The following is a 19,711-nucleotide window of genomic DNA, read 5'->3' on the forward strand; positions in this document are numbered from 1 at the left end:
CGGATCGCTGAAAAATCCAGCCGGAGCCGCTAACCTCCGACCGTTAGCCACGGAATTGAACCGGGAGAGAGCGTTGAGATTCATCAGAGCGACCGCGCTGGTCGCGGCGGGACTGGTGGCCACAAGCCTCAGTCTCACCGCGTGCTCGTCCGACGACAGTGCTGATTCGAGCATCGTCACCACCAATGCGGGCGAGCCGCAGAATCCATTGGTGCCCAGCAATACCAACGAGAACATGGGTGGCCGCGTTGTCGACCGTTTGTTCGCCGGGCTGAAGTACTACGACGCCAACGGCGTCGCCCACGACGAGATGGCCGAGAAGATCGAGACGACCGATCGCAAGTCGTACAAGATCACCATCAAGCCGAACTGGAAGTTCACCGACGGCACCACGGTGACCGCGAAATCCTTTGTTGACGCGTGGAACTACGGCGCTCTCGCTGACAACGCGCAGCTGCAGAGTTACGTGTACAACCCCATCGCCGGGTTCGACGAGGTAAGCGCGGAAAAGCCGACCGCCAAGACAATGTCGGGCTTGAAGGTCGTCGACGACCGTACTTTCACCGTCGAGCTGAAGTCGCCCTCGATCGACTTCGAGAGCGCACTCGGCTACGCGCCGTTCTATCCGCTGCCCGAGGCCGCTTTCAAGGATATGAAGGCTTTCGGTGAGAAGCCGATCGGCAACGGTCCCTACGCTTTCGTTTCGTGGGAACACAACGTCAAGATCGACTTGACGCCCAACCCGGACTACCCCGGTGGCCGCCCGGCCAAGAACAAGGGCCTCCGATTCGTGATGTACCAGTCCTACGACACCGCGTACGCGGATCTGCAGGCGGGAAACCTCGACACCCTCGATACCATTCCCGACAGCGCCATTACCACGTACCAGAGCGACCTCGGCGACCGCGCGATCACCAAGCCGACCGCGCAGAACCAGCACATCGGCATCCAGACCACCGTGCCGCATTTCGGTGGCGAGGAAGGCGTTCTGCGTCGCAAGGCCATCTCGATGGCGATCAACCGCCCGCAGATCATCGACAAGATCTTCAACGGCACGCGCACGCCGTCGCGCGACTTCACCGCTGCGACCCTGCCTGGCTACGACGCGAACCTGCCGGGTTCGGAAGTGTTCGATTACAACCCCGACCAGGCCAAGAAACTGTGGGCGCAGGCCGACGCCATCTCGCCGTGGTCGGGTCAGTACCAGATCACCTACAACAGCGACGGCGGCCACCAGGCCTGGATCGAGGCCGTGGCCAACAGCGTGAAGAACACCCTTGGTATCGACGCGGTCGCCAACCCGATGCCGACGTTCAAGAACATCCGTGACGCGGTGAACGCCAAGACCATCGGCACGGCGTTCCGCTACGGCTGGCAGGGTGACTACCCGACGATGATGCAGTTCCTGGGTTCGCAGTACTACAGCTTCTCCGAGACCAACAACGTCAACTACAACAATCCCGAGGTCGACCGCCTGTTCAACGCCGCCCTCGCCGCCCCGACCCAGGCGGATTCCTACAAGCTGATCGCACAAGCGCAGGCCATCATGCTCGAGGACATGGCCGACATCCCGGTGTTCGACTATGTCGCCAACGCGGGTCGCTCGGACAAGGTCACCAAGGCCGAGCTCACCTGGAATGGTCTGTTCGACTTCGAGAACATCGAGAAGTAGAACTCGACGATGGGGCCGAGTCACTGTGTGTGGCTCGGCCCCCGCCGTTTTCGGAGGAAATGATGGCTTGGTACGTACTTCGGCGTCTGCTCCAGATGATCCCGGTATTCCTGGGCGCGACGCTGCTCATCTATGCGATGGTCTTCCTGATTCCGGGTGACCCGATCAAGGCGTTGGCAGGCGAGAAACAGTTGACGCCTGCCGCCGAGGCGGTACTGCGCGCTCGATATCACCTCGATCAGCCTTTCATCATGCAGTATCTGCATTATTTGAAAGGGATCCTCACCCTGGACTTCGGCACCTCGTTCTCGGGCCGACCGGTGCGCGAAGAACTCGAACGCGCCTTTCCGATCACCATCAAACTCGCGTTTCTCGCGGTGCTGATCGAAGGCTTCTTCGGCATCGTGTTCGGATTGATCGCCGGGTTGCGCAAAGGCAAGCTGTTCGATTCGGCGATGCTCATCGCGAGTCTGGTGATCATCGCGCTGCCGGTGTTCGTCGTTGGTTATCTCGCGCAATTCCTGCTCGGTGTGAAGTGGGGGATCGCCCCGGTCACCGTCACGGGTAAAGCGAGCCTGAGCGAGTTGATCGTGCCCGCGTTCGTACTCGGATCGCTGTCGTTCGCCTATGTGCTGCGGCTGACCCGGAACTCGGTGGCGGAGAACAAATCCGCTGATTTCGTCCGTACGGCGACGGCGAAGGGACTCGGGCGCCGTCGGGTGGTGACCGTGCACATTCTGCGGAATTCGATGATTCCGGTTGTCACCTTTCTCGGAGCCGATTTCGGCGCGCTGATGGCGGGCGCGATCGTCACCGAGGGCATCTTCAATATTCCCGGCGTCGGCGGCACCATGTACCAGGCGATCATCCGCGGCGAGCCGCCGACCGTGGTGTCGTTCGTAACGGTGTTGGTGGTGTTGTTCCTGCTCGTCAACCTCGTGATCGACCTGCTCTATGCCGCTCTGGACCCGAGGATCCGTTATGCATGACAAGCAACAGCATTTCGTGGCCCCCGCCGACGAGGTGGAGGTGCTCGCCACCGACCGTGTCCTGGACAAGGGCACCCCGACCAGCATCTGGGGCGACGCGTGGCGGCGACTGCGCCGAAACCCGGTGTTTCTCGTCTCGGTGGTGTTGATCGTGTTCGTCATGCTCGTGGTGGTGTGGCCTTCGCTGTTCACCGACCAGGATCCGCGATTGTGCCTCGGCGAGTTCGGCATGGACGGCCCGCGTGCGGGTCATCCGTTCGGATTCGACAAGCAGGGCTGTGATGTCTTCGCGCGCACCATCTACGGCGCGCGGGCTTCGGTGACCGTCGGCATCGGCTCGGCCGCGCTGTTCCTGCTGGTAGGCGGCATCCTCGGCGCGATCGCCGGCTTCTACGGTGGCCTGCTCGACACGGTCGTCTCGCGTGTCGCCGAGATCTTCTTCGCCATCCCGATGGTGCTGGCCGCGATCGTGCTGCTGCAGCTGCTGCGGCCCGCGGGGATCATGACGGTCATCACGATCCTGGTTGCCTTCACCTGGCCGCAGGCCGCGCGCATCACGCGTGGCGCGGTGATCGAGGCCAAGAACAGCGAATATGTCACCGCTGCCAAGGCATTGGGTGTGTCGCGTCTCGGCACGCTGATGAAGCACGTGCTGCCCAACTCGGCGAGTCCGCTGATCGTGGTCGCCACCATCTGGCTCGGCGTCTTCATCGTCACCGAGGCGACGCTGTCCTACCTCGGCGTCGGCCTGCCACCGAGCATCGTGTCCTGGGGCGCCGATATCGACCGCGCCAAGACCGAGATCCGTACCTCGCCGATCCTGTTCTACCCGGCGACCGCGCTGGCCATCACGGTGCTGAGCTTCATCATGCTCGGTGACGCGGTGCGCGACGCGCTCGATCCGAAGGAGCGCACCCGATGAAGCCCCTGCTCGAAATCCGGGACCTGGACGTCAGTTTCACCTCCGACGGCAAGCAGATTCCTGCCGTGCGCGGGGTGAACCTCACTGTCTATCCCGGTCAAACCGTTGCCATCGTCGGCGAATCCGGCTCGGGCAAGTCGACGACCGCGCACGCGATCATCGACCTGCTGCCCGGCACCGGCAAGGTGACCGGCGGTTCCATCCTGTTCGACGGCAAGGACCTGACCACGGCGTCGGAGAAGGAGATCGTCGCGATTCGCGGCAACGGCATCGGCCTGGTTCCGCAGGACCCGATGTCGAACCTGAACCCGGTGTGGAAGATCGGCTTCCAGATCCGGGAAACCCTGGTGGCCAACGGGATCGCCACCGGTAGCGCGGCTCGCGAACGCTCGGTGGAACTGCTGACAGAGGCGGGGATGACCGATGCCGAACGGCGGGTGAACCAGTACCCGCACGAGTTCTCCGGCGGTATGCGTCAGCGCGCGCTCATCGCGATCGGTCTGTCGTGCAGGCCGAAACTGCTGATCGCCGACGAGCCGACCTCGGCACTCGATGTCACGGTGCAGCGCCAGATCCTCGGTCATCTCGAACAGCTCACCACCGAGCTGGGGACCGCGGTGCTGCTGATCACCCACGACCTCGGCCTCGCCGCGGAACGGGCCGAGCACCTGGTGGTGATGTATCGCGGCAAGGTGGTGGAATCCGGTCCCGCGCTCCAGATTCTGCGCGATCCGCAGCACGCGTATACCAAGAAGCTGGTGAACTCCGCGCCATCGTTGGCGGCCTCGCGGATGTCGTCGTCGCGGCAGCGGGCCGAGGTGCGTGCGCAGGCTGTGGAAGTAGCTGTCGCCGAGAAGGCGTCCGACGCGCTGCCCGACACGGTCCTCGATGTACGAAACCTGTCCAAGGCGTTCAAGATTCGAGGTAAGCGTCCATGGCAGTCCGCGGATTTCGTGGCCGTCGACGACGTGAGTTTCACGGTCTGTCGGGGTACAACCACCGCGATCGTCGGCGAGTCGGGATCGGGCAAGTCGACCATCGCGCAGATGGTGCTCGGCCTGCTCGAACCGACGTCGGGCACAGTGGCTTTCGACGGCAAGGACGTCGCGAAGCTGGACAGCAAGGGCGCGTTCGCATTCCGGCGCCGAGTGCAACCGATCTTCCAGAATCCCTACGGTTCGCTCGACCCGATGTACTCGATCTTCCGCACGATCGAGGAGCCACTGCGGGTACACAAGATCGGTACCGCCGCCGAGCGCGAAGCGGTGGTGCGCGACCTGCTCGACAAGGTGTCGCTGCCGTCGTCGGTGCTGCGGCGCTATCCCAACGAGTTGTCGGGCGGGCAACGTCAGCGGGTGGCGATCGCCCGCGCGCTGGCGCTATCGCCGGAAATGGTGGTCTGTGATGAGGCGGTCTCGGCCCTGGATGTGCTGGTCCAGGCCCAGATCCTCACATTGCTCAATGATCTCCAGGCGGAGCTGGGGCTGACGTATCTGTTCATCACCCACGACTTGGCTGTTGTTCGGCAGATCGCGGACAACGTGTTGGTGATGTGCGAGGGCAAGGTGGTGGAAGCGGCTACGACCGATGAGGTGTTCGCGTCTGCGCGCGAGGAGTACACACGGACGTTGCTCGAGGCGATTCCCGGTCGCGAGCTGCTCACGGGGTAGTAGAGGGGTTGTTGAAGGGCGGTGGGTCTTGGGTAGTTGGCGTACCGTGGGTTCGTCCGAGGTGGTGCGGTGTTGGTCGCAGGGGTTGGAGACGCCGGTGGATCGAATCGATGCTGAACGGCTGGCCGAGCGGGAAGCGCGGCGGCGTAGGGCGGTGACCCCGGCGGCGAAGCGGCTCGCCGAGGTTCCGTGGCCGGATCGCAGCTGGCCGACGGTGCGCGGGTTGTATGTGACCGTGGGGGCCGCACTGTACGAGCGGTAACCTCCATGCCGTGACTGATCCGCTGCAGCCCCTGGTCGACCTGCCCGGCGTGCGCGAGGCCGCCGACAAGGCGCGCGACGCGCTCGCGGCCGTGCATCGGCACAAGTCGAACCGGCGCGGTTGGGCGACCACCGCCGCCGAAGCCGCCGTCCGTGCCGCCCGTTCCTCGGCGGCCATCGAAGGCGCGAGTACCGACCTGCCCGCCGATGGTCAGGTCGGCGACCCGGTGCTGACCGGCGCGTTGCGGGTGGGTCAGGCGCTCGACGGCGACGCGCTCACCAATCTCATCGGCACCTGGCGGCGCGCGCCCTTGCAGGCGCTGGCCCGGCTGCACCTGCTCGCCGCCGCCGACCTGGTGACCGACGATCAGGAACTCGGTCGTCCCCGCTCGACGCCGGGCGTCGCCGAGCGGCTCGATCTGCTCGCGCAAACCGTCCAGACCAGCAAAGCACCCGCCCCCGTGATCGCGGCGATCGTGCACGGCGAACTGCTGACATTGCGTCCGTTCGGCACCGGCGACGGGGTCGTCGCGCGCGCTGCTTCGCGTCTGGTCGCGGTGGCCAGTGGGCTCGATCCGCACAGCCTCGGCGTGCCCGAGGTGTTCTGGCTGCGCCGCCGTCAGGCCTACCTCGACGCGGCGGCCGGATTCGGCATGGGCACGGCCGAAGGTGTCGGCGGCTGGGTGCTGTTCTGCGCGGGCGCGCTGGAAGACGGTGCTCGCGAGGCGAACTCGATCGCTGACGCGGCGGCAGGCTGAGCCCCATCGAAGGCGACCCCACACATCGAAACGGGCGGCGTTGTCGATTGCTCGACCTCACCGCCCGCTAGCACGGAACACCCGGTTACCAAGCGTGCAGGGTGGGTTGTGTTCGGTGGCCTCGGCGATCATCCCAACCCCGCCGGTTCATCCCCGCAACCTGTGCGAGGCGTTCGCCGACGTGAGCTCGAATTTCGCAGGCCCACAACTCTTTCAGCCTTGTCGCGGCGCGCTCCGCGTGGGTGCCTGGTGTCCGTGCTGGGAAGGGTGGGATGGGAGGCGAAACCTTCTCTTCCGGGTCCGTCTTGGCCTTCCGTCCTTCCGTGCCTCCATTCTTACACTGTGATGGCACTCACATCAAGGGCTTCGGAGGCATTACCGAATCCTATCGAATTCGGCGTGTCGCTCGGAGATTCGTGCTGGAGCGTCGCAGGTCAGCGTCGTTTGCGCAGCAGCCGATAGCTGATCGCGCCCGCGATGATCGCGCTGAGTCCGACGGCTGCCGTCGCGGCGACGGTGGTGGTCGACGGCGTCTGGAATCGCGACCACAGCGACACCGGATTGGAGAATGTGAGCACCGGCCAGCCGCGGCTCGCCGCCTCCTTGCGCAGCGCTCGGTCGGGGTTGACCGCGGTCGGATGGCCGACAGCGCTCAGCATCGGCACATCGGTCACGGAGTCGGAGTAGGCGTAGCACCGTGACAGGTCGTAGCCCTGCTCGGCGGCGAGTTTCTCGATGGCGGCGACCTTGCCCTCGCCGTAGCAGTAGAACTCGATGTCGCCGGTGTACTTGCCGTCCTCGGCCACCATCCGGGTCGCCTCGGTGTGCGAGGCGCCGAGCACCTCCGCGATCGGGCTGACGATCTCCTCACCGGAAGCCGAGACGATCACCACATCGTGTCCGCGGATCTTGTGATCGGCGATCAGATCGGCCGCCTCGGCGTAGATCAACGGATCGACGAGATCGTGAAGTGTCTCGGCCACAATGGCTTTCACCTGCTCCACATCCCAGCCCGCGCACATGTTGGCCAGGTTTGCCCGCATCCGTTCCATCTGGTCGTGATCGGCACCGGAAAGCAGGAACAAAAAGTGTGCGTAGCTGCTCTCCAACACGGCTCTGCGGTTGAGCAGACCCTGCGCGTAGAACGGTTTGCTGAAGACGAACGCGCTCGACTTCGCGATCACTGTTTTGTCGAGATCGAAGAACGCGGCGACCCGCCCGCCCGGCACCGGGGCTCCGCCCGATTTGCCGAGTCTTGTGTCCGTAGGCGAGGTCTGGTCGCGTTCTGGCGTCACGTCAACAGAATAGGCACGACCAGCGCGCACCGCAGGATCGACTGCCCGCACCGTGGAAAAGGGTTTGCCCCGGGGACGCCGGAAGGTGCGAATCGCCGAAGAATGTCGGCGAATGCTACTTGCGCCCGAACTAGGGAGTGGGTGTAGTATTGCTGGCACCTGGACTTAGTCCAGGCGCGTTCAGCCCGACCCCCCGGGGCTGAACCCGACGGCCCCAGCCTCCTCCCCCCCGGCTGGGGCCGTCCTCTATTTCGGGGACGATCGTAAAAGTTCTCCACACCCCCGAGTTATCCACAATCGGCGTTTTCGGGGTGTTGACAACTTCCTCGCTCGGCGACGCTGAGTCGTATGAACCCAGCCCCGATGCGCAGCGGCTCCCCACCCATCGCGCCCGCTCTCGTGCTCGTGCGTGACGACCGATTGCGTGCGGAGGTACGCCGGGTCGCGGCCGCCGCCGAGCGCGTCACCGACGAACGGGTGATGCCTGTCGGCAGGCATGCGTGGGCAGGGGCCGGGATGGTGATCCTCGATACCGCCGCCGCTGTTGCCGCCGCTGTCGCCGGCTGTCCGCGGCGGGCGGGCGTTGTCCTGGTCACCGAGGGGGAACCGGCCGTGCCCGACTGGCAGGCGGCGACGGCGGTGGGTGCCGAACGGGTTGTCGCGCTGCCATCGGGTGCGGTCGCGCTGGTCGAACAGTTCGCCGAACACGCTGAATCCCGCACGGGCGAAGGGATAGTCGTCGCGGTGGTAGGCACGGGTGGTGGCGCCGGGGCATCCACGCTTGCCGCGGCTACCGCGCTGCGCGGGGCCGCGCGCCGCGTCCGTCGCGACACGGTGCTGATCGACGGTGCCCCGCTCGACGGCGGGATAGATCTGGTGTTGGGCATGGAGAATGTGCCAGGGCTGCGATGGCCCGACCTGATCATCGAGGACGGGCGGGTGTCCGCCGCGGCACTGCATAATGCGTTGCCCGCCGCGTCTCCCGGCTTGGCGGTGCTGTCCTGCGGGCGAGCGCGGCCAGGTGCCGCCGGGCAGGGTCGCTCGCCGACCGACCCGGCTGGACGCGCTGCGGTCGGATATTCGCCGACCGGCTCGTCCCGCGCGGCCGGGCATGCGGTGAGCGGATATCCGATCGGGTCGGCGCCTGGGGATGGATGTGCGGGGATCGGCGGGTCGCCGATCGGGTCGGCGCCCATGTCTGCGCGTGCGGGGATCGGATATTCGCCTGCCGGGTCTGTGGCCGGGCGCCCGCGGGCCGGATGGTCAGCCACCGAGCTGTCTCCCGCTGCCGTGCGCGCGGTCATCGAATCCGGCAGGGACGCAGGCGATCTTGTCGTCTGTGATGTCTCGTCCGAGCGTGGTCCTGCCGCCGACGCGATGCTCGATGCCGCCGACCTGGTCGTCCTCATTGTCCCGGCGCTACTGCGCTCCATCGCCGCGGCCGAAGTCGTCTCGGCGTATCTGGGAGAACGAAACCCTAACCGTGGCTTGATAGTTCGTGGACCCGCGCCGGGTGGCCTCCGCGGGGCGGAAGTGGCCGAGTTGCTCGGGTTGCCGCTCCTGGCCGCAGTTCGAGGGCAAGCCGGCCTGGCGTCCCGCCTCGAACGCGGAGGTTTGAGCGTGCGCCGCCGTGGGCCCCTACGAGACGCCGCCGATGCGGTCCTCGCCATGGTCGGAGCTGACGCGCCATGACTACCGCCGGTATGACCACATTTGTCACCGTCGATCTCCTCGAACGGGTCCGTGAGCGCCTCGCCGAACATCCGGGTGTCCCTGATGCCGCGCAACTGGCGGCCGCGATCCGTACCGAAGCCGGCGGTGTGCTTGCCGATACCGACCTGCTCCGGGCCCTGCGCCTGCTGCAGACCGAGATGACCGGGGCGGGGCTGCTCGAACCGCTGCTGCACGATCCTCGGGTCGCCGATGTGCTCGTTACCGCCCCGGATTCGGTGTGGGTCGACCGTGGCCGCGGGCTGGAGTTGACCGATGTGCGGTTCGCCGACGAGGCAGCTGTTCGCCGCCTCGCCCAGCGTCTCGCCCTAGCCGCGGGCCGCCGCCTCGACGATGCTCAACCCTGGGTCGACGGGAAACTCGCCGGAACCGAAGCTACGCTGGGCGATGCGTTCGGCGTCCGACTCCACGCCGTCCTCGCCCCCGTCGCCCACGACGGCACCTGCCTATCCCTTCGCATCCTCCGACCCGCAACTCAGGGTCTCGACGCGCTGGCCGCCGCAGGCTCGATTCCACCGGACGCCCGCCGACTGCTCGGCGACATCGTCCGCGCCCGCCTCGCATTCCTCGTCGTAGGCGGCACCGGCGCGGGAAAAACTACGCTCCTGTCCGCCCTGCTCGCCGCGGTAGACCCGGCCGAACGGATCATCTGCGTCGAAGACGCCGCCGAACTCGCCCCCGTTCATCCCCATGTCGTGCGCCTGGTCGCACGGACCGCGAACGTCGAAGGTGTGGGCGCTGTTACGGTCCGCGACCTGGTCCGCCAGGCATTGCGAATGCGGCCCGACCGGATTGTCGTCGGCGAGGTCCGCGGTGCCGAAGTGGTCGACCTGCTGACCGCGCTCAATACCGGCCACGATGGCGGTGCAGGCACCGTCCACGCCAACTCACCCCAGGAAGTCCCCGCCCGGCTGGAAGCACTGGCCGCCCTCGGCGGGATGGACCGCGGCGCCCTGCACAGCCAACTGGCCGCCGCGGTCCAGGTAGTCCTCCACGTCCACCGCCGCTCCGACGGAACCCGCGCCCTACGCGAAATCGGCGTCCTCCACCGTGATTCCGACGGCGTCCACATCACCCCGGCCTGGCGGTCGGGCAGCCACCCGACCCCCGCGGCCGCCGAACTCCAACGACTACTCGAGGTGCGCCTCGGATGAGCGATCTCATTGCGGAGATGGTGGTTTCACCGCCTGATCGGCGCGTGATGACCGAGCAGCAGATTTCGTCTCGAGGAAGGTGAGCTCGTGGGTAGTGCGTTGCTCTGTTGTGCGGTTGCGGTGCTCGTGCTGCCAGTGGCGGGCGGGCAGCGGCGGTTCGCGCGCCTGTTCGGCGCGGGCGGGCGAAGCGCTCGGAGACGGGTGCCTGTGGAGTGGTGTGCAGGAATCGGATTGGGGTGCACGGCGTTCACGTTCGGCCCCGGCGTCGGCCTGGCAGCTCTCATGCTGGGAGTCACGGTGGCAGCGCGGAAACGGCGCGGTCGTGGTGACCGCGACCGACGCCGTGAATGTGGACACCTACTGGCCGGTCTCGAAGCCGTGGTCGGCGAGCTCCGAGTCGGCGCTCACCCGAGCGCGGCGGCCGAATCCGCCGCAGGCGAGTCGCGCGGCGAAGCCGCACGCGTACTGGCGATCAGCGCGGGCCGCAGCCGCCTCGGTGGCTCCGGCGCCGACGGCTGGGTTCAACCGGATTCGATTGTCGCCGACGAACTGTCGAGGGTCGCCGCCGCCTGGCGAGTAGCCGAAGAACACGGACTGGCCCTGGCAGAGCTGCTCTCGGCCGCCAGATCAGACCTGCTCGGCCGCACCCGCTTCCGAGACCGCACCGAAGCCGCCCTTGCCGGCGCCCGAGCATCGGCTACCGTCCTGGCCTGCCTCCCCTTGGTAGGCATCGGCCTAGGTCAACTGATGGGCGCCGCCCCGCTCACAATCCTGTTCACAGCTCCGGCCGGCGAGCTACTGCTCCCACTGGGCGCGGCCCTGGCCTGCTGTGGACTGCTGTGGACAGATGTCATCACCCGCAAGAGCACGGCCTGACCCACATCGCGGCACGGTCGAACGGTTGGCAGAAGTGGCCGCCGACCCGACCGCCTGTGGACAGATGTGAACACCCCGACCAGACCACAGGCTGACCGCGAATTTCCCAGCGGGTCGGCCCGGATCGGGTGTGGACAGGTGTGGATCAAACTTCGAGGAGGGGATTGCTGTGCAGGGGATGGTTGGCGCTGCTTCGCCGGCGGCGTTGTTGCTCGCCGCGGTGGCGATCGTGTTGTTGCCCGGGCGGGTTGCCGTCAGCCGACGAGTACGTGCGCTCGGCCCGCCAGCAGTTGGTGTCTCCGGAGCGACGGGCGGCGCCGCGAAGGTCGATCCGCTCGGGTCTGCGTCCGCCTTCGATCTGCTGGCCGCTTGTCTACGCGCGGGACTACCGATGGCCGCGGCCGCGCGCGCGAGTGCGCCGACAGCACCGCCAGTTCTTCGAGCCGCATTGCTCAGGGCCGCAGACCTTCTCGCGCTGGGCGCCGACCCGGCGACGGCATGGGAGCGGGCGGCCGCGGATGCCGTCGGGTCGATCGGCGCCGACGAGGTGGAGTCGCTGGCCAGGATGGCACGCCGCTCGGCCCGCTCCGGCGCCTCGCTGGCAGCGGCGGTCGGCGAACTGGCCGCGCAGCGCCGCGAAGCCGTGGAAGACGCCGCCGTCGCGCGCGCCGAACGCGCGGGCGTGCTGATCGGCGGCCCGCTCGGCCTGTGCTTCCTGCCCGCTTTCGTCTGTCTCGGCATCGTCCCGGTCGTCATCGGCCTGGCGGACCGAGTGCTCGGCGAGGGCGGCCTGCTGTGACCGGCCACGACGAGGCCACCGAATCTTCACCGGGCGGAGCAGCCGCGCGGTGCAACCAGAGAGGGGATCACGATGACGTTCGTCCACGCGGTATACACGGGGGCCCGCACCCGATTCACGCGTCTGCTGATCGACGACGACGGCATGTCCACGGCAGAATACGCAATCGGCACTATCGCCGCGGCGGCCTTCGGGGCAGTGCTCTATGGGGTCGTCACCGGGGACAGCATTGTCAACGCGCTGACCGGCATCATCGACAAGGCGCTCAACACGAGCGTGTAAACGACTGCGACACAAGCACTCTCGGTGCCGATGCGGGTGCGGTGACGGTCGAGGCCGCCATCGCCCTCGCGGCCTTGGTGTGCGCTGTAGCGCTGTGCGTCGGCGCCCTCCTTGCCGGATCCACCCAGGTCCGCTGCACCGACGCGGCCCGCGAGACCGCCCGGTTGGCCGCCCGCGGTGACACTGCGCGGGCGATCGCCGCGGGCAAAACCGTCGCCCCACCGGGCGCGACCATCGAACTTCGCACCGAAGGAGATCGAGTCGTAGCCACGGTCGCCGCGAACACCCCACTGCTCCCCGGTCTGCGCCTTCGCGCCGAAGCCGTAGCCGTCACCGAGCCGGGAGTGTGACCGTGAGGGCAAGGCGCGACAGGTCGGCGTGGCGTGGGCTGGCTGGGGATGCGGGCGGGGCGACGGTGTTCGTATGCGTGGCGTTGGCTGGGTTGATCTGTCTGACGTTGTTGGTGGGGCAAGTGGGTGGGGTGGTGGTGGCTCGGCATCGGGCACAGGGTGCCGCTGATCTGGGGGCGTTGGCCGCGGCGGTGGTATTGGCGGAGGGCGCGGAGTCGGGATGTGGGGAGGCCGGGGAGATTGCTCGGCGGATGGAGGTTCGGGTGCGGCGATGCGTGGTCGCCCAGTGGGATGTTGTTGTCGATATCGAGGCGAATGTGTCGGCGGGAGTGTTCGGCGTGCGCACTGTGCGGGCTTCGGCACGGGCCGGTCCGGTAGAAGAGAATGAGTGACGCGGAAGTGTTATCACTGGTCGGTGGTTGTTCCGTGCCGAGCCAATTCGGAATTCGGCGCCGAGCCCGTTTGCGCATTCTTTGATCTCGCCAAGAAAAAAATGAAAAGTATTCGTGCGGCGGTACCGGCGGTTCCAGTTGGCTATGGGCCAGTTAATAGAAAAGTAGTCCTTTTTAATCGGACATCGAGTGTTCGTGGACATATCGCCGCTGGTCAACGCTAATTCGGACGAGTGACCAGCATTTCTTTGAGTGAGGTGTATCGGCGGTCACGTGGCGCGCACGCGGACATCACGAATCCGCGGGCTGGTCACCATGGGCCCGAAGCTCGCGGAGAACGGCGGCCAGCAAGCGTCCGGCGGCGTCCTTGTCCAGGGGGTTGTTGCCGTTGCCGCACTTGGGCGACTGCACACACGAGGGACATCCGTCCTGGCAGGCACAGCTGCGGATCACGCTCAATGTGGCGGCCAGCCAGGCTGTGAGCTGGGCGTATCCGCGTTCGGCGAAGCCGGCACCGCCGGGCTGCCCGTCGTAGACGAACACCGTCGGCGCACCCGTATCGGGATGCTCGGCGATGGAGACACCACCGATATCCCACCGGTCGCAGCCCGCGACCAGGGGCAACATGCCGATGGCCGCATGCTCGGCCGCGTGCAATGCGCCGGGCAGCTGTTCGTCGGCGATGCCGGCGGCGGCGAGCAGGTGGGGCGTGACGGTATACAGAACAGCCTTGGTGTGGAGAGTGTGTGCGGGCAGATCGAGCTCCACCTGGTCGAGCACCTCACCGGTCACCAGCGTCCGCAGGTAGCCGACAACCTGGTTGGTGACCGCGACCTGCGCGGATGCCGCGGTGACGGCGCCGAGCACGCGCTCCTCGATAACCCCTTCGACGGTGATCGAGGTGATCTGCCGGGAGCTGGTGGTGAAGCCGGGATCCACCTCGTTGACGAACGCGACACCACCCTCGAGGTCGAGTTCGTCGACGAGATAGGTCTCGCCCTGGTGCAGATGGACAGCCCCGGTGTGCAGGGTGGCCGGGGCCCGGCCCGCGTCGGCGGTGCCGAGCAGTCGTCCGGTTTCGGCGTCGACGATCACGACCGGCGAGCCGAGCCCACCGCGCACATCCACGTCGTCGTGCGGGTGGGTGTGCGCGGTGACATGCCATCGAGCGCCCGAGCCACGGGTGCTCGGCCTGCGCCGGATCAAGCCCTGTTCGGCCAGGTCGGCAAGTACTTCATCGGCCCTGAGCTCGCTCACCTCGATCTCGGTGAGCGGCAGTTCCATCGCGGCGCACAGCAGTTGGGGGCCGAGGATATAGGGGTTGTAGGGGTCGGTGATGGTGGCCTCGATCGGCCGGTCGAGCAGCGCTTCCGGGTGATGCACCAGGTAGGTGTCGAGCGGGTCGTCGGTAGCCACGAGTACCACCAGCGAACCCTGCAACCGCCTGCCCGCCCGCCCTGCCTGCTGCCAGAACGAGGCGACCGTCCCGGGAAAACCGGCGATGACCACGGCATCGAGGCCCGCGATGTCGACACCGAGTTCGAGGGCGTTGGTACTGGCCGCGCCGAGCAATGTCCCCTGCGACAGCGACTGCTCGAGCTCGCGCCGGTCCTCGGCCAGATATCCCGCCCGATAGGCGGCAACCCGTTCCTGCAGTTCAGGGGCGGTTTCAGCGAGGACGCGCCGGGCATCCAGTGCGATCAGTTCAGCGCCGCGCCGCGAGCGAACGAAGGTGAGTGTCCTGGCGCCCTCGGTGACCAGGGCCGCCATGATCTTGGCCGCCTCGCTGGTAGCGGTGCGTCGCACCGGCGCCCCGTTCTCCCCGGTCTGCATCGCACTCAGCGGCGGTTCCCACAGCGCGACAGTGCGGGCGCCGCGCGGTGAGCCGTCCTCGGTGACGGCGACAACCGGCGCCCCGATCAGCCTGCTCGCCGACGCGGCCGGATCGGCACTGGTGGCCGAGCACAGGATGAACACCGGATCGGCGCCGTAGAACCGCGCGAGCCTGCGCAGCCTGCGCAGCACCAGCGCGACATGCGAACCGAACACTCCTCTATATGCGTGGCATTCGTCGACGACCACATATCGCAGGTTGCGCAGCACCCGCGCCCAGCGCTGATGCGAGCGCAGAATCCCGACGTGCAGCATGTCGGGATTGGTGAAGATCCAGCGTGCGTTGGCCCGCACCCACTGCCTGACCTCGGCGGGAGTATCGCCGTCATAGCTCGCCGGATGCGCCTCCCGCAGCGGATTGTCATGGATCAGGCTGCCGACGGCGCGCAGCTGATCGGCACCGAGCGCCTTGGTAGGGGAGAGGTATAGCGCGGTGGCGCGCGGGTCGTAGTGCAGCGCGGTGAGCACCGGCAACTGGTATCCGAGCGATTTCCCTGATGCGGTTCCCGTGCTCACCACCACGTGGTTCCCGGTCGCCGCGAGATCGGCTGTGCGGGTCTGGTGTTCCCACGGCAGCTCGATCCCCTGCGCATCCAGGGCTGTGACCAGCTCCGATGGCACCCATTCCGGCCATGCGGTGGTGCTCGCGCGCTGTGCGGGCAGCTCCGCCACATGGGTCAGTGGGTTGCCGCCGACAGCCGCTTCGGTCAGGACACGATTCAGCAACGATCGCCCGTAGCTCTCGCTCGTTTCGTGCTCTCGGACCCCGGTCCGGTCTGTCGGATTCATCCAGTCCTCCTCTCACGCGACACGAGAAGTGTGAAACGTGTGTGTGCGCCAACCACTACCTGGGATTTCGTAACCCAGTAGCGATCTGGGTCACAGCAAGTTTGCTAGAAGCTCACTCGGTTATCTAGAAGCAAACAGACCGAAAGTACGGATACACCCAATCTGTCCCTTACCTGCACATTCGCAAGATCATGAATTTTGCAAATAGTCGGTAACTCGACTGTCGAATTGCGCAGAGACATGGTTCACTGGGTCTCGGTCGCAAGCTTCTGTGTTCGAGGGACGGATCCAAGGTCCAAACCATCAGCAGGATCGTTGTTGCGAACGCCGTGCTCAGGATTTCCTTGCAGGGGGACCAACGGTACAGCGGTCGGAACGGGCCCGGTGGACGAACCCAGTTGTCCGCCGTTTCCGGTAGAAAGAGAAGGAAACAGAATGGCACAGGGAACTGTGAAGTGGTTCAACGCGGAGAAGGGGTTCGGCTTCATCGCGCCCGAGGACGGCTCAGCTGACGTCTTCGTCCACTACTCGGAGATCCAGGGCACGGGCTTCCGTACCCTCGAGGAAAACCAGAAGGTCGAATTCGAGGTCGGCCAGGGCACCAAGGGCCCCCAGGCTACCGGCGTTCGCGCGCTCTCCTGAGCTGCGAAACACAACAACGCCTCATCCCCCTCCTCCGCATGCGGAGGAGGGGGATGAGTCATTTCCGGGTAGCATCGCCCAGGACAGCGCCCGCGACGGCTACCGCCGCAAATGCCTCTACCCCCAGTGCGCAGGGTATAAACGTCACTGATGGTGATGTCCGAACATCACTGTCAGCCCCAGCCGCGCACCGAGCGGACCTCCCGACGCGCGGATCAAGAAGGAAGGTGTTCGCCGGTGGCAACACGAGACCGCAGTTCAGCCGACCAGGGCCGACCCCTGCGTCGTCTCGTGATCGTCGAGTCGCCGACGAAGGCCCGCAAGATCGCGCCCTATCTGGGCCGTAACTACACCGTCGAGGCCTCGGTGGGCCACATCCGCGACTTGCCGCGCGGTGCCGCCGACGTGCCTGCCAAATACAAGGGGCAGTCGTGGGCGCGCCTCGGTGTCGACGTCGATCACGACTTCGAGCCGATCTATGTGGTGAACCCGGATAAGAAGGCCAAGGTCGCCGAGCTCAAGAGCTTGCTGGCCGACGCCGACGAGCTCTACCTCGCCACCGACCCCGACCGCGAGGGCGAGGCCATCGCCTGGCACCTGCTCGAAACACTCAAGCCGAAGGTCCCGGTTCGCCGGATGGTCTTCCACGAGATCACCGAGCCCGCCATCCTCGCGGCCGCCGCCGACACGCGCGAGCTCGATAACGACCTGGTCGACGCGCAGGAAACCCGCCGCATCCTGGACCGCCTCTACGGCTACGAAGTCTCCCCGGTCCTGTGGAAGAAGGTGATGCCGCGGCTGTCCGCCGGTCGCGTGCAGTCCGTTGCCACTCGAGTGATCGTGCAGCGTGAGCGTGAGCGCATCGCGTTCCGCTCCGCCGGGTACTGGGATATCGCCGCCAAGCTCGACGCCGGTCCCGACGAGAAGTCCGATTCGACCAACCCGCGCACGTTCGGCGCGCGCCTTGTGCAGGTTCAGGGCGACCGGGTCGCCTCCGGTCGTGACTTCGGTTCCGACGGTCAGCTCAAGTCGGCCACCGGTGTCGTCGTGCTCGACGAGGCCTACGCCCGCAGGCTGGCCGAGGCGCTCGACGGTGCTGCCCTCGAGGTGAGCTCGGCTGAGGCCAAGCCGTACACGCGCAAGCCGTATCCGCCGTTCATGACTTCCACGTTGCAGCAGGAAGCGGGCCGCAAGCTGCGGTTCACCTCCGAGCGCACGATGCGGGTCGCGCAGCGGCTGTACGAAAACGGCTACATCACCTACATGCGTACCGACTCCACGACGCTGTCGGAGTCGGCCATCGCGGCGGCTCGCTCGCAGGCGACCCAGCTCTACGGCGCGGAGTACGTCTCGCCCTCGCCGCGCCAGTACACCCGCAAGGTCAAGAACGCGCAGGAGGCACACGAGGCGATCCGTCCCTCGGGTGACACGTTCATGACCCCCGGCCAGCTGGCCTCGAAGGTCGACAACGACGAGTTCAAGCTCTACGAGATGATCTGGCAGCGCACGGTCGCCTCGCAGATGGTCGACGCGCGCGGCACCACGCTGACCTTGCGCATCACTGGCACCGCGGGGACCGGCGAGGAGTGCGTGTTCTCGTCCTCGGGTCGCACCATCACCTTCGCCGGGTTCCTCAAGGCCTATGTCGAGAGTGTGGACGAGGAGGCGGGCGGCCAGTCCGACGACGCCGAATCTCGTTTGCCCGCATTGGAAGAGGGCCAGAGCGTCACCGCCGTCGAGCTCACTCCCGACGGCCACAGCACCAACCCGCCCGCTCGCTACACCGAAGCCTCGCTGATCAAGACGCTGGAAGACCTCGGCATCGGCCGTCCGTCGACCTACTCCTCGATCATCAAGACGATCCTCGATCGTGGGTACGTCTACAAACGCGGCAGCGCGCTGGCTCCGGCCTGGGTGGCGTTCGCGGTGATCGGTCTGCTCGAGGCCTACTTCGGCCGACTCGTCGACTTCGACTTCACCGCCGCGATGGAGGACGACCTCGACGCGATCGCCGGTGGGCGCGAGCAGCGTGGAAACTGGTTGTCCAGCTTCTACTTCGGTGGCGATCACGGTGCCGAGGGTTCGGTCGCGCGTTCGGGCGGCCTCAAGAACATGGTCTCCGTGCAGCTCGACGACATCGACGCGCGCGAAGTGAACTCGATCAAGATGTTCGTCGACGAAGAGGGCCGCGATGTCGTGGTCCGCGTCGGCCGGTTCGGTCCCTATCTCGAGCGGATGGTCATCAATCCTGATGACCCCGAAGGGGATCGGATCTCGCAGCGGGCGAACCTGCCCGACGATCTGCCGCCGGACGAGCTGACGCCCGAGGTCGCCGAGAAGCTGTTCTCGACGCCGCAGGAGGGTCGTTCGCTCGGCGTCGACCCGGTATCGGGGAACGAAATCGTCGCCAAGGAAGGACGTTTCGGCCCGTACGTCACCGAAGTACTGCCGGAACCGCCCGCGCCCGACCCGGACGCGGCGCCGGCGAAGAAGACCAAGAAGGCCGCGGAGGTCAAGCCGCGCACCGGTTCGCTGTTCAAGTCGATGGACCTCGCCGAGATCACCCTCGACGACGCGCTGATGCTGCTCTCGCTGCCCCGCGTGGTCGGCAACGACCCCACCTCGGGCGAGGAGATCACCGCGCAGAACGGCCGCTACGGCCCGTATCTGAAGAAGGGCACCGACTCTCGCTCGCTGGCGACCGAGGATCAGCTGTTCTCGGTCACCCTCGAGGAGGCGCTGAAGCTCTATGCCGAGCCCAAGCGTCGCGGACGTCAGGCCTCGGCCGCGGCACCGCTGCGTGAGCTGGGCAACGACTCCGCCACGGACAAGCCGATGGTGATCAAGGACGGCCGCTTCGGCCCGTACGTCACCGACGGTGAGACCAACGCCAGCCTGCGCAAGGGCGACGAGGTCGAGTCGATCACCGACGAGCGCGCCTCCGAACTGCTTGCCGATCGCCGGGCGCGTGGTCCGGTGAAGAAGGCGGCGAAGAAGACGACCGCGAAGAAGGCGGCCAAGAAGGCGCCCGCCAAGAAGACGGCGGCGAAGTCGACCGCGACGAAGACGGCCACCAAGACCGCGGCCAAGAAGACGACCGCGAAGAAGACCGCAGCCAAAAAGGCTCCGGCCAAGAAGGCTCCGGCGAAATCCACTGGGACAGAACAGGATTGACCGCTTTGCGGTGTCGGCACCCGTTATCTCGAAGCGGGGGTCAGGGATGTCGCGTCCGCCGT

General features: G+C 66.5%; 17 protein-coding genes. 15 read left to right on the forward strand and 2 right to left on the reverse strand.

Features of this window, described 5'->3' with window-relative positions; translation table 11 throughout:
- Window positions 1–73 precede the first annotated feature (73 nt).
- From ACFXKN_RS21975 to ACFXKN_RS22000, 6 genes are all read left to right on the forward strand, one after another.
- On the forward strand, window positions 74–1,672 hold the full coding sequence (locus tag ACFXKN_RS21975) for an ABC transporter substrate-binding protein (protein WP_379433705.1): 1,599 nt from the start codon (window positions 74–76) through the stop codon (window positions 1,670–1,672).
- A 62-nt stretch (window positions 1,673–1,734) separates the two neighbouring features.
- A complete protein-coding gene (locus ACFXKN_RS21980; RefSeq protein ID WP_379433706.1) occupies window positions 1,735–2,661 on the forward strand; it encodes an ABC transporter permease in 927 nt (308 codons plus the stop codon).
- The gene (locus ACFXKN_RS21985; RefSeq protein WP_379433707.1) at window positions 2,654–3,583 is read left to right on the forward strand and encodes an ABC transporter permease; all 930 of its coding nucleotides are present in this window, start codon (window positions 2,654–2,656) and stop codon (window positions 3,581–3,583) included. Before ACFXKN_RS21980 ends, ACFXKN_RS21985 begins: the two co-directional genes overlap by 8 nt.
- A complete protein-coding gene (locus ACFXKN_RS21990) occupies window positions 3,580–5,253 on the forward strand; it encodes a dipeptide ABC transporter ATP-binding protein (protein WP_379433708.1) in 1,674 nt (557 codons plus the stop codon). Before ACFXKN_RS21985 ends, ACFXKN_RS21990 begins: the two co-directional genes overlap by 4 nt.
- 97 nt (window positions 5,254–5,350) lie before the next feature.
- Window positions 5,351–5,515: a hypothetical protein gene (locus ACFXKN_RS21995; RefSeq protein ID WP_266297608.1), complete on the forward strand. Its 165-nt coding sequence runs from the start codon at window positions 5,351–5,353 to the stop codon at window positions 5,513–5,515.
- Between the two features lie 10 nt (window positions 5,516–5,525).
- Window positions 5,526–6,272, forward strand: a complete 747-nt coding sequence (locus ACFXKN_RS22000) for an oxidoreductase (protein WP_379433709.1) — start codon at window positions 5,526–5,528, stop codon at window positions 6,270–6,272.
- A 434-nt stretch (window positions 6,273–6,706) separates the two neighbouring features.
- Here ACFXKN_RS22000 and ACFXKN_RS22005 read toward each other — a convergent pair whose 3' ends face one another.
- Entirely contained in the window at window positions 6,707–7,501 is a 795-nt protein-coding gene (locus ACFXKN_RS22005; protein ID WP_379433764.1) for an HAD-IB family hydrolase, read from the reverse strand.
- A 414-nt stretch (window positions 7,502–7,915) separates the two neighbouring features.
- Here ACFXKN_RS22005 and ssd point away from each other — a divergent pair, with 414 nt between their 5' ends.
- The 7 genes from ssd (at window position 7,916) to ACFXKN_RS22040 (ending at window position 13,151) form a co-directional block, all read left to right on the forward strand.
- Window positions 7,916–9,259: a septum site-determining protein Ssd gene (gene ssd, locus ACFXKN_RS22010; RefSeq protein ID WP_379433710.1), complete on the forward strand. Its 1,344-nt coding sequence runs from the start codon at window positions 7,916–7,918 to the stop codon at window positions 9,257–9,259.
- A gap of 11 nt (window positions 9,260–9,270) precedes the next feature.
- On the forward strand, window positions 9,271–10,452 hold the full coding sequence (locus ACFXKN_RS22015) for a TadA family conjugal transfer-associated ATPase (protein WP_379433765.1): 1,182 nt from the start codon (window positions 9,271–9,273) through the stop codon (window positions 10,450–10,452).
- 297 nt (window positions 10,453–10,749) lie between these two features.
- Window positions 10,750–11,328 carry a type II secretion system F family protein gene (locus ACFXKN_RS22020; protein ID WP_379433711.1) on the forward strand — a complete coding sequence of 193 codons (579 nt, stop codon included), beginning with the start codon at window positions 10,750–10,752 and terminating at the stop codon, window positions 11,326–11,328.
- A 178-nt stretch (window positions 11,329–11,506) separates the two neighbouring features.
- Complete coding sequence (locus ACFXKN_RS22025) at window positions 11,507–12,127, forward strand: type II secretion system F family protein (RefSeq protein WP_379433766.1); 621 nt, start codon at window positions 11,507–11,509, stop codon at window positions 12,125–12,127.
- A gap of 72 nt (window positions 12,128–12,199) precedes the next feature.
- Window positions 12,200–12,409, forward strand: coding sequence for a DUF4244 domain-containing protein (locus tag ACFXKN_RS22030; protein WP_378961919.1), 210 nt, complete (start codon window positions 12,200–12,202; stop codon window positions 12,407–12,409).
- A gap of 41 nt (window positions 12,410–12,450) precedes the next feature.
- Window positions 12,451–12,759, forward strand: a complete 309-nt coding sequence (locus tag ACFXKN_RS22035) for a TadE family type IV pilus minor pilin (protein WP_379433712.1) — start codon at window positions 12,451–12,453, stop codon at window positions 12,757–12,759.
- A gap of 2 nt (window positions 12,760–12,761) precedes the next feature.
- Window positions 12,762–13,151: an Rv3654c family TadE-like protein gene (locus tag ACFXKN_RS22040; RefSeq protein ID WP_379433713.1), complete on the forward strand. Its 390-nt coding sequence runs from the start codon at window positions 12,762–12,764 to the stop codon at window positions 13,149–13,151.
- A gap of 291 nt (window positions 13,152–13,442) precedes the next feature.
- Here the strand turns inward: ACFXKN_RS22040 and ACFXKN_RS22045 are convergent, their stop codons facing one another.
- Window positions 13,443–15,833: a DEAD/DEAH box helicase gene (locus ACFXKN_RS22045; protein ID WP_379433714.1), complete on the reverse strand. Its 2,391-nt coding sequence runs from the start codon at window positions 15,831–15,833 to the stop codon at window positions 13,443–13,445.
- Window positions 15,834–16,268: 435 nt separating this feature from the next.
- Here ACFXKN_RS22045 and ACFXKN_RS22050 point away from each other — a divergent pair, with 435 nt between their 5' ends.
- Window positions 16,269–16,475 (forward strand): cold-shock protein, encoded by a 207-nt coding sequence (locus ACFXKN_RS22050; protein WP_019044597.1) that lies wholly within the window; start codon window positions 16,269–16,271, stop codon window positions 16,473–16,475.
- 237 nt (window positions 16,476–16,712) lie between these two features.
- Complete coding sequence (gene topA, locus ACFXKN_RS22055; RefSeq protein WP_379433715.1) at window positions 16,713–19,649, forward strand: type I DNA topoisomerase; 2,937 nt, start codon at window positions 16,713–16,715, stop codon at window positions 19,647–19,649.
- Window positions 19,650–19,711: the final 62 nt, after the last annotated feature.

The sequence above is a fragment of the Nocardia sp. NPDC059195 genome (assembly GCF_042754695.1).
GTDB lineage: Bacteria > Actinomycetota > Actinomycetes > Mycobacteriales > Mycobacteriaceae > Nocardia.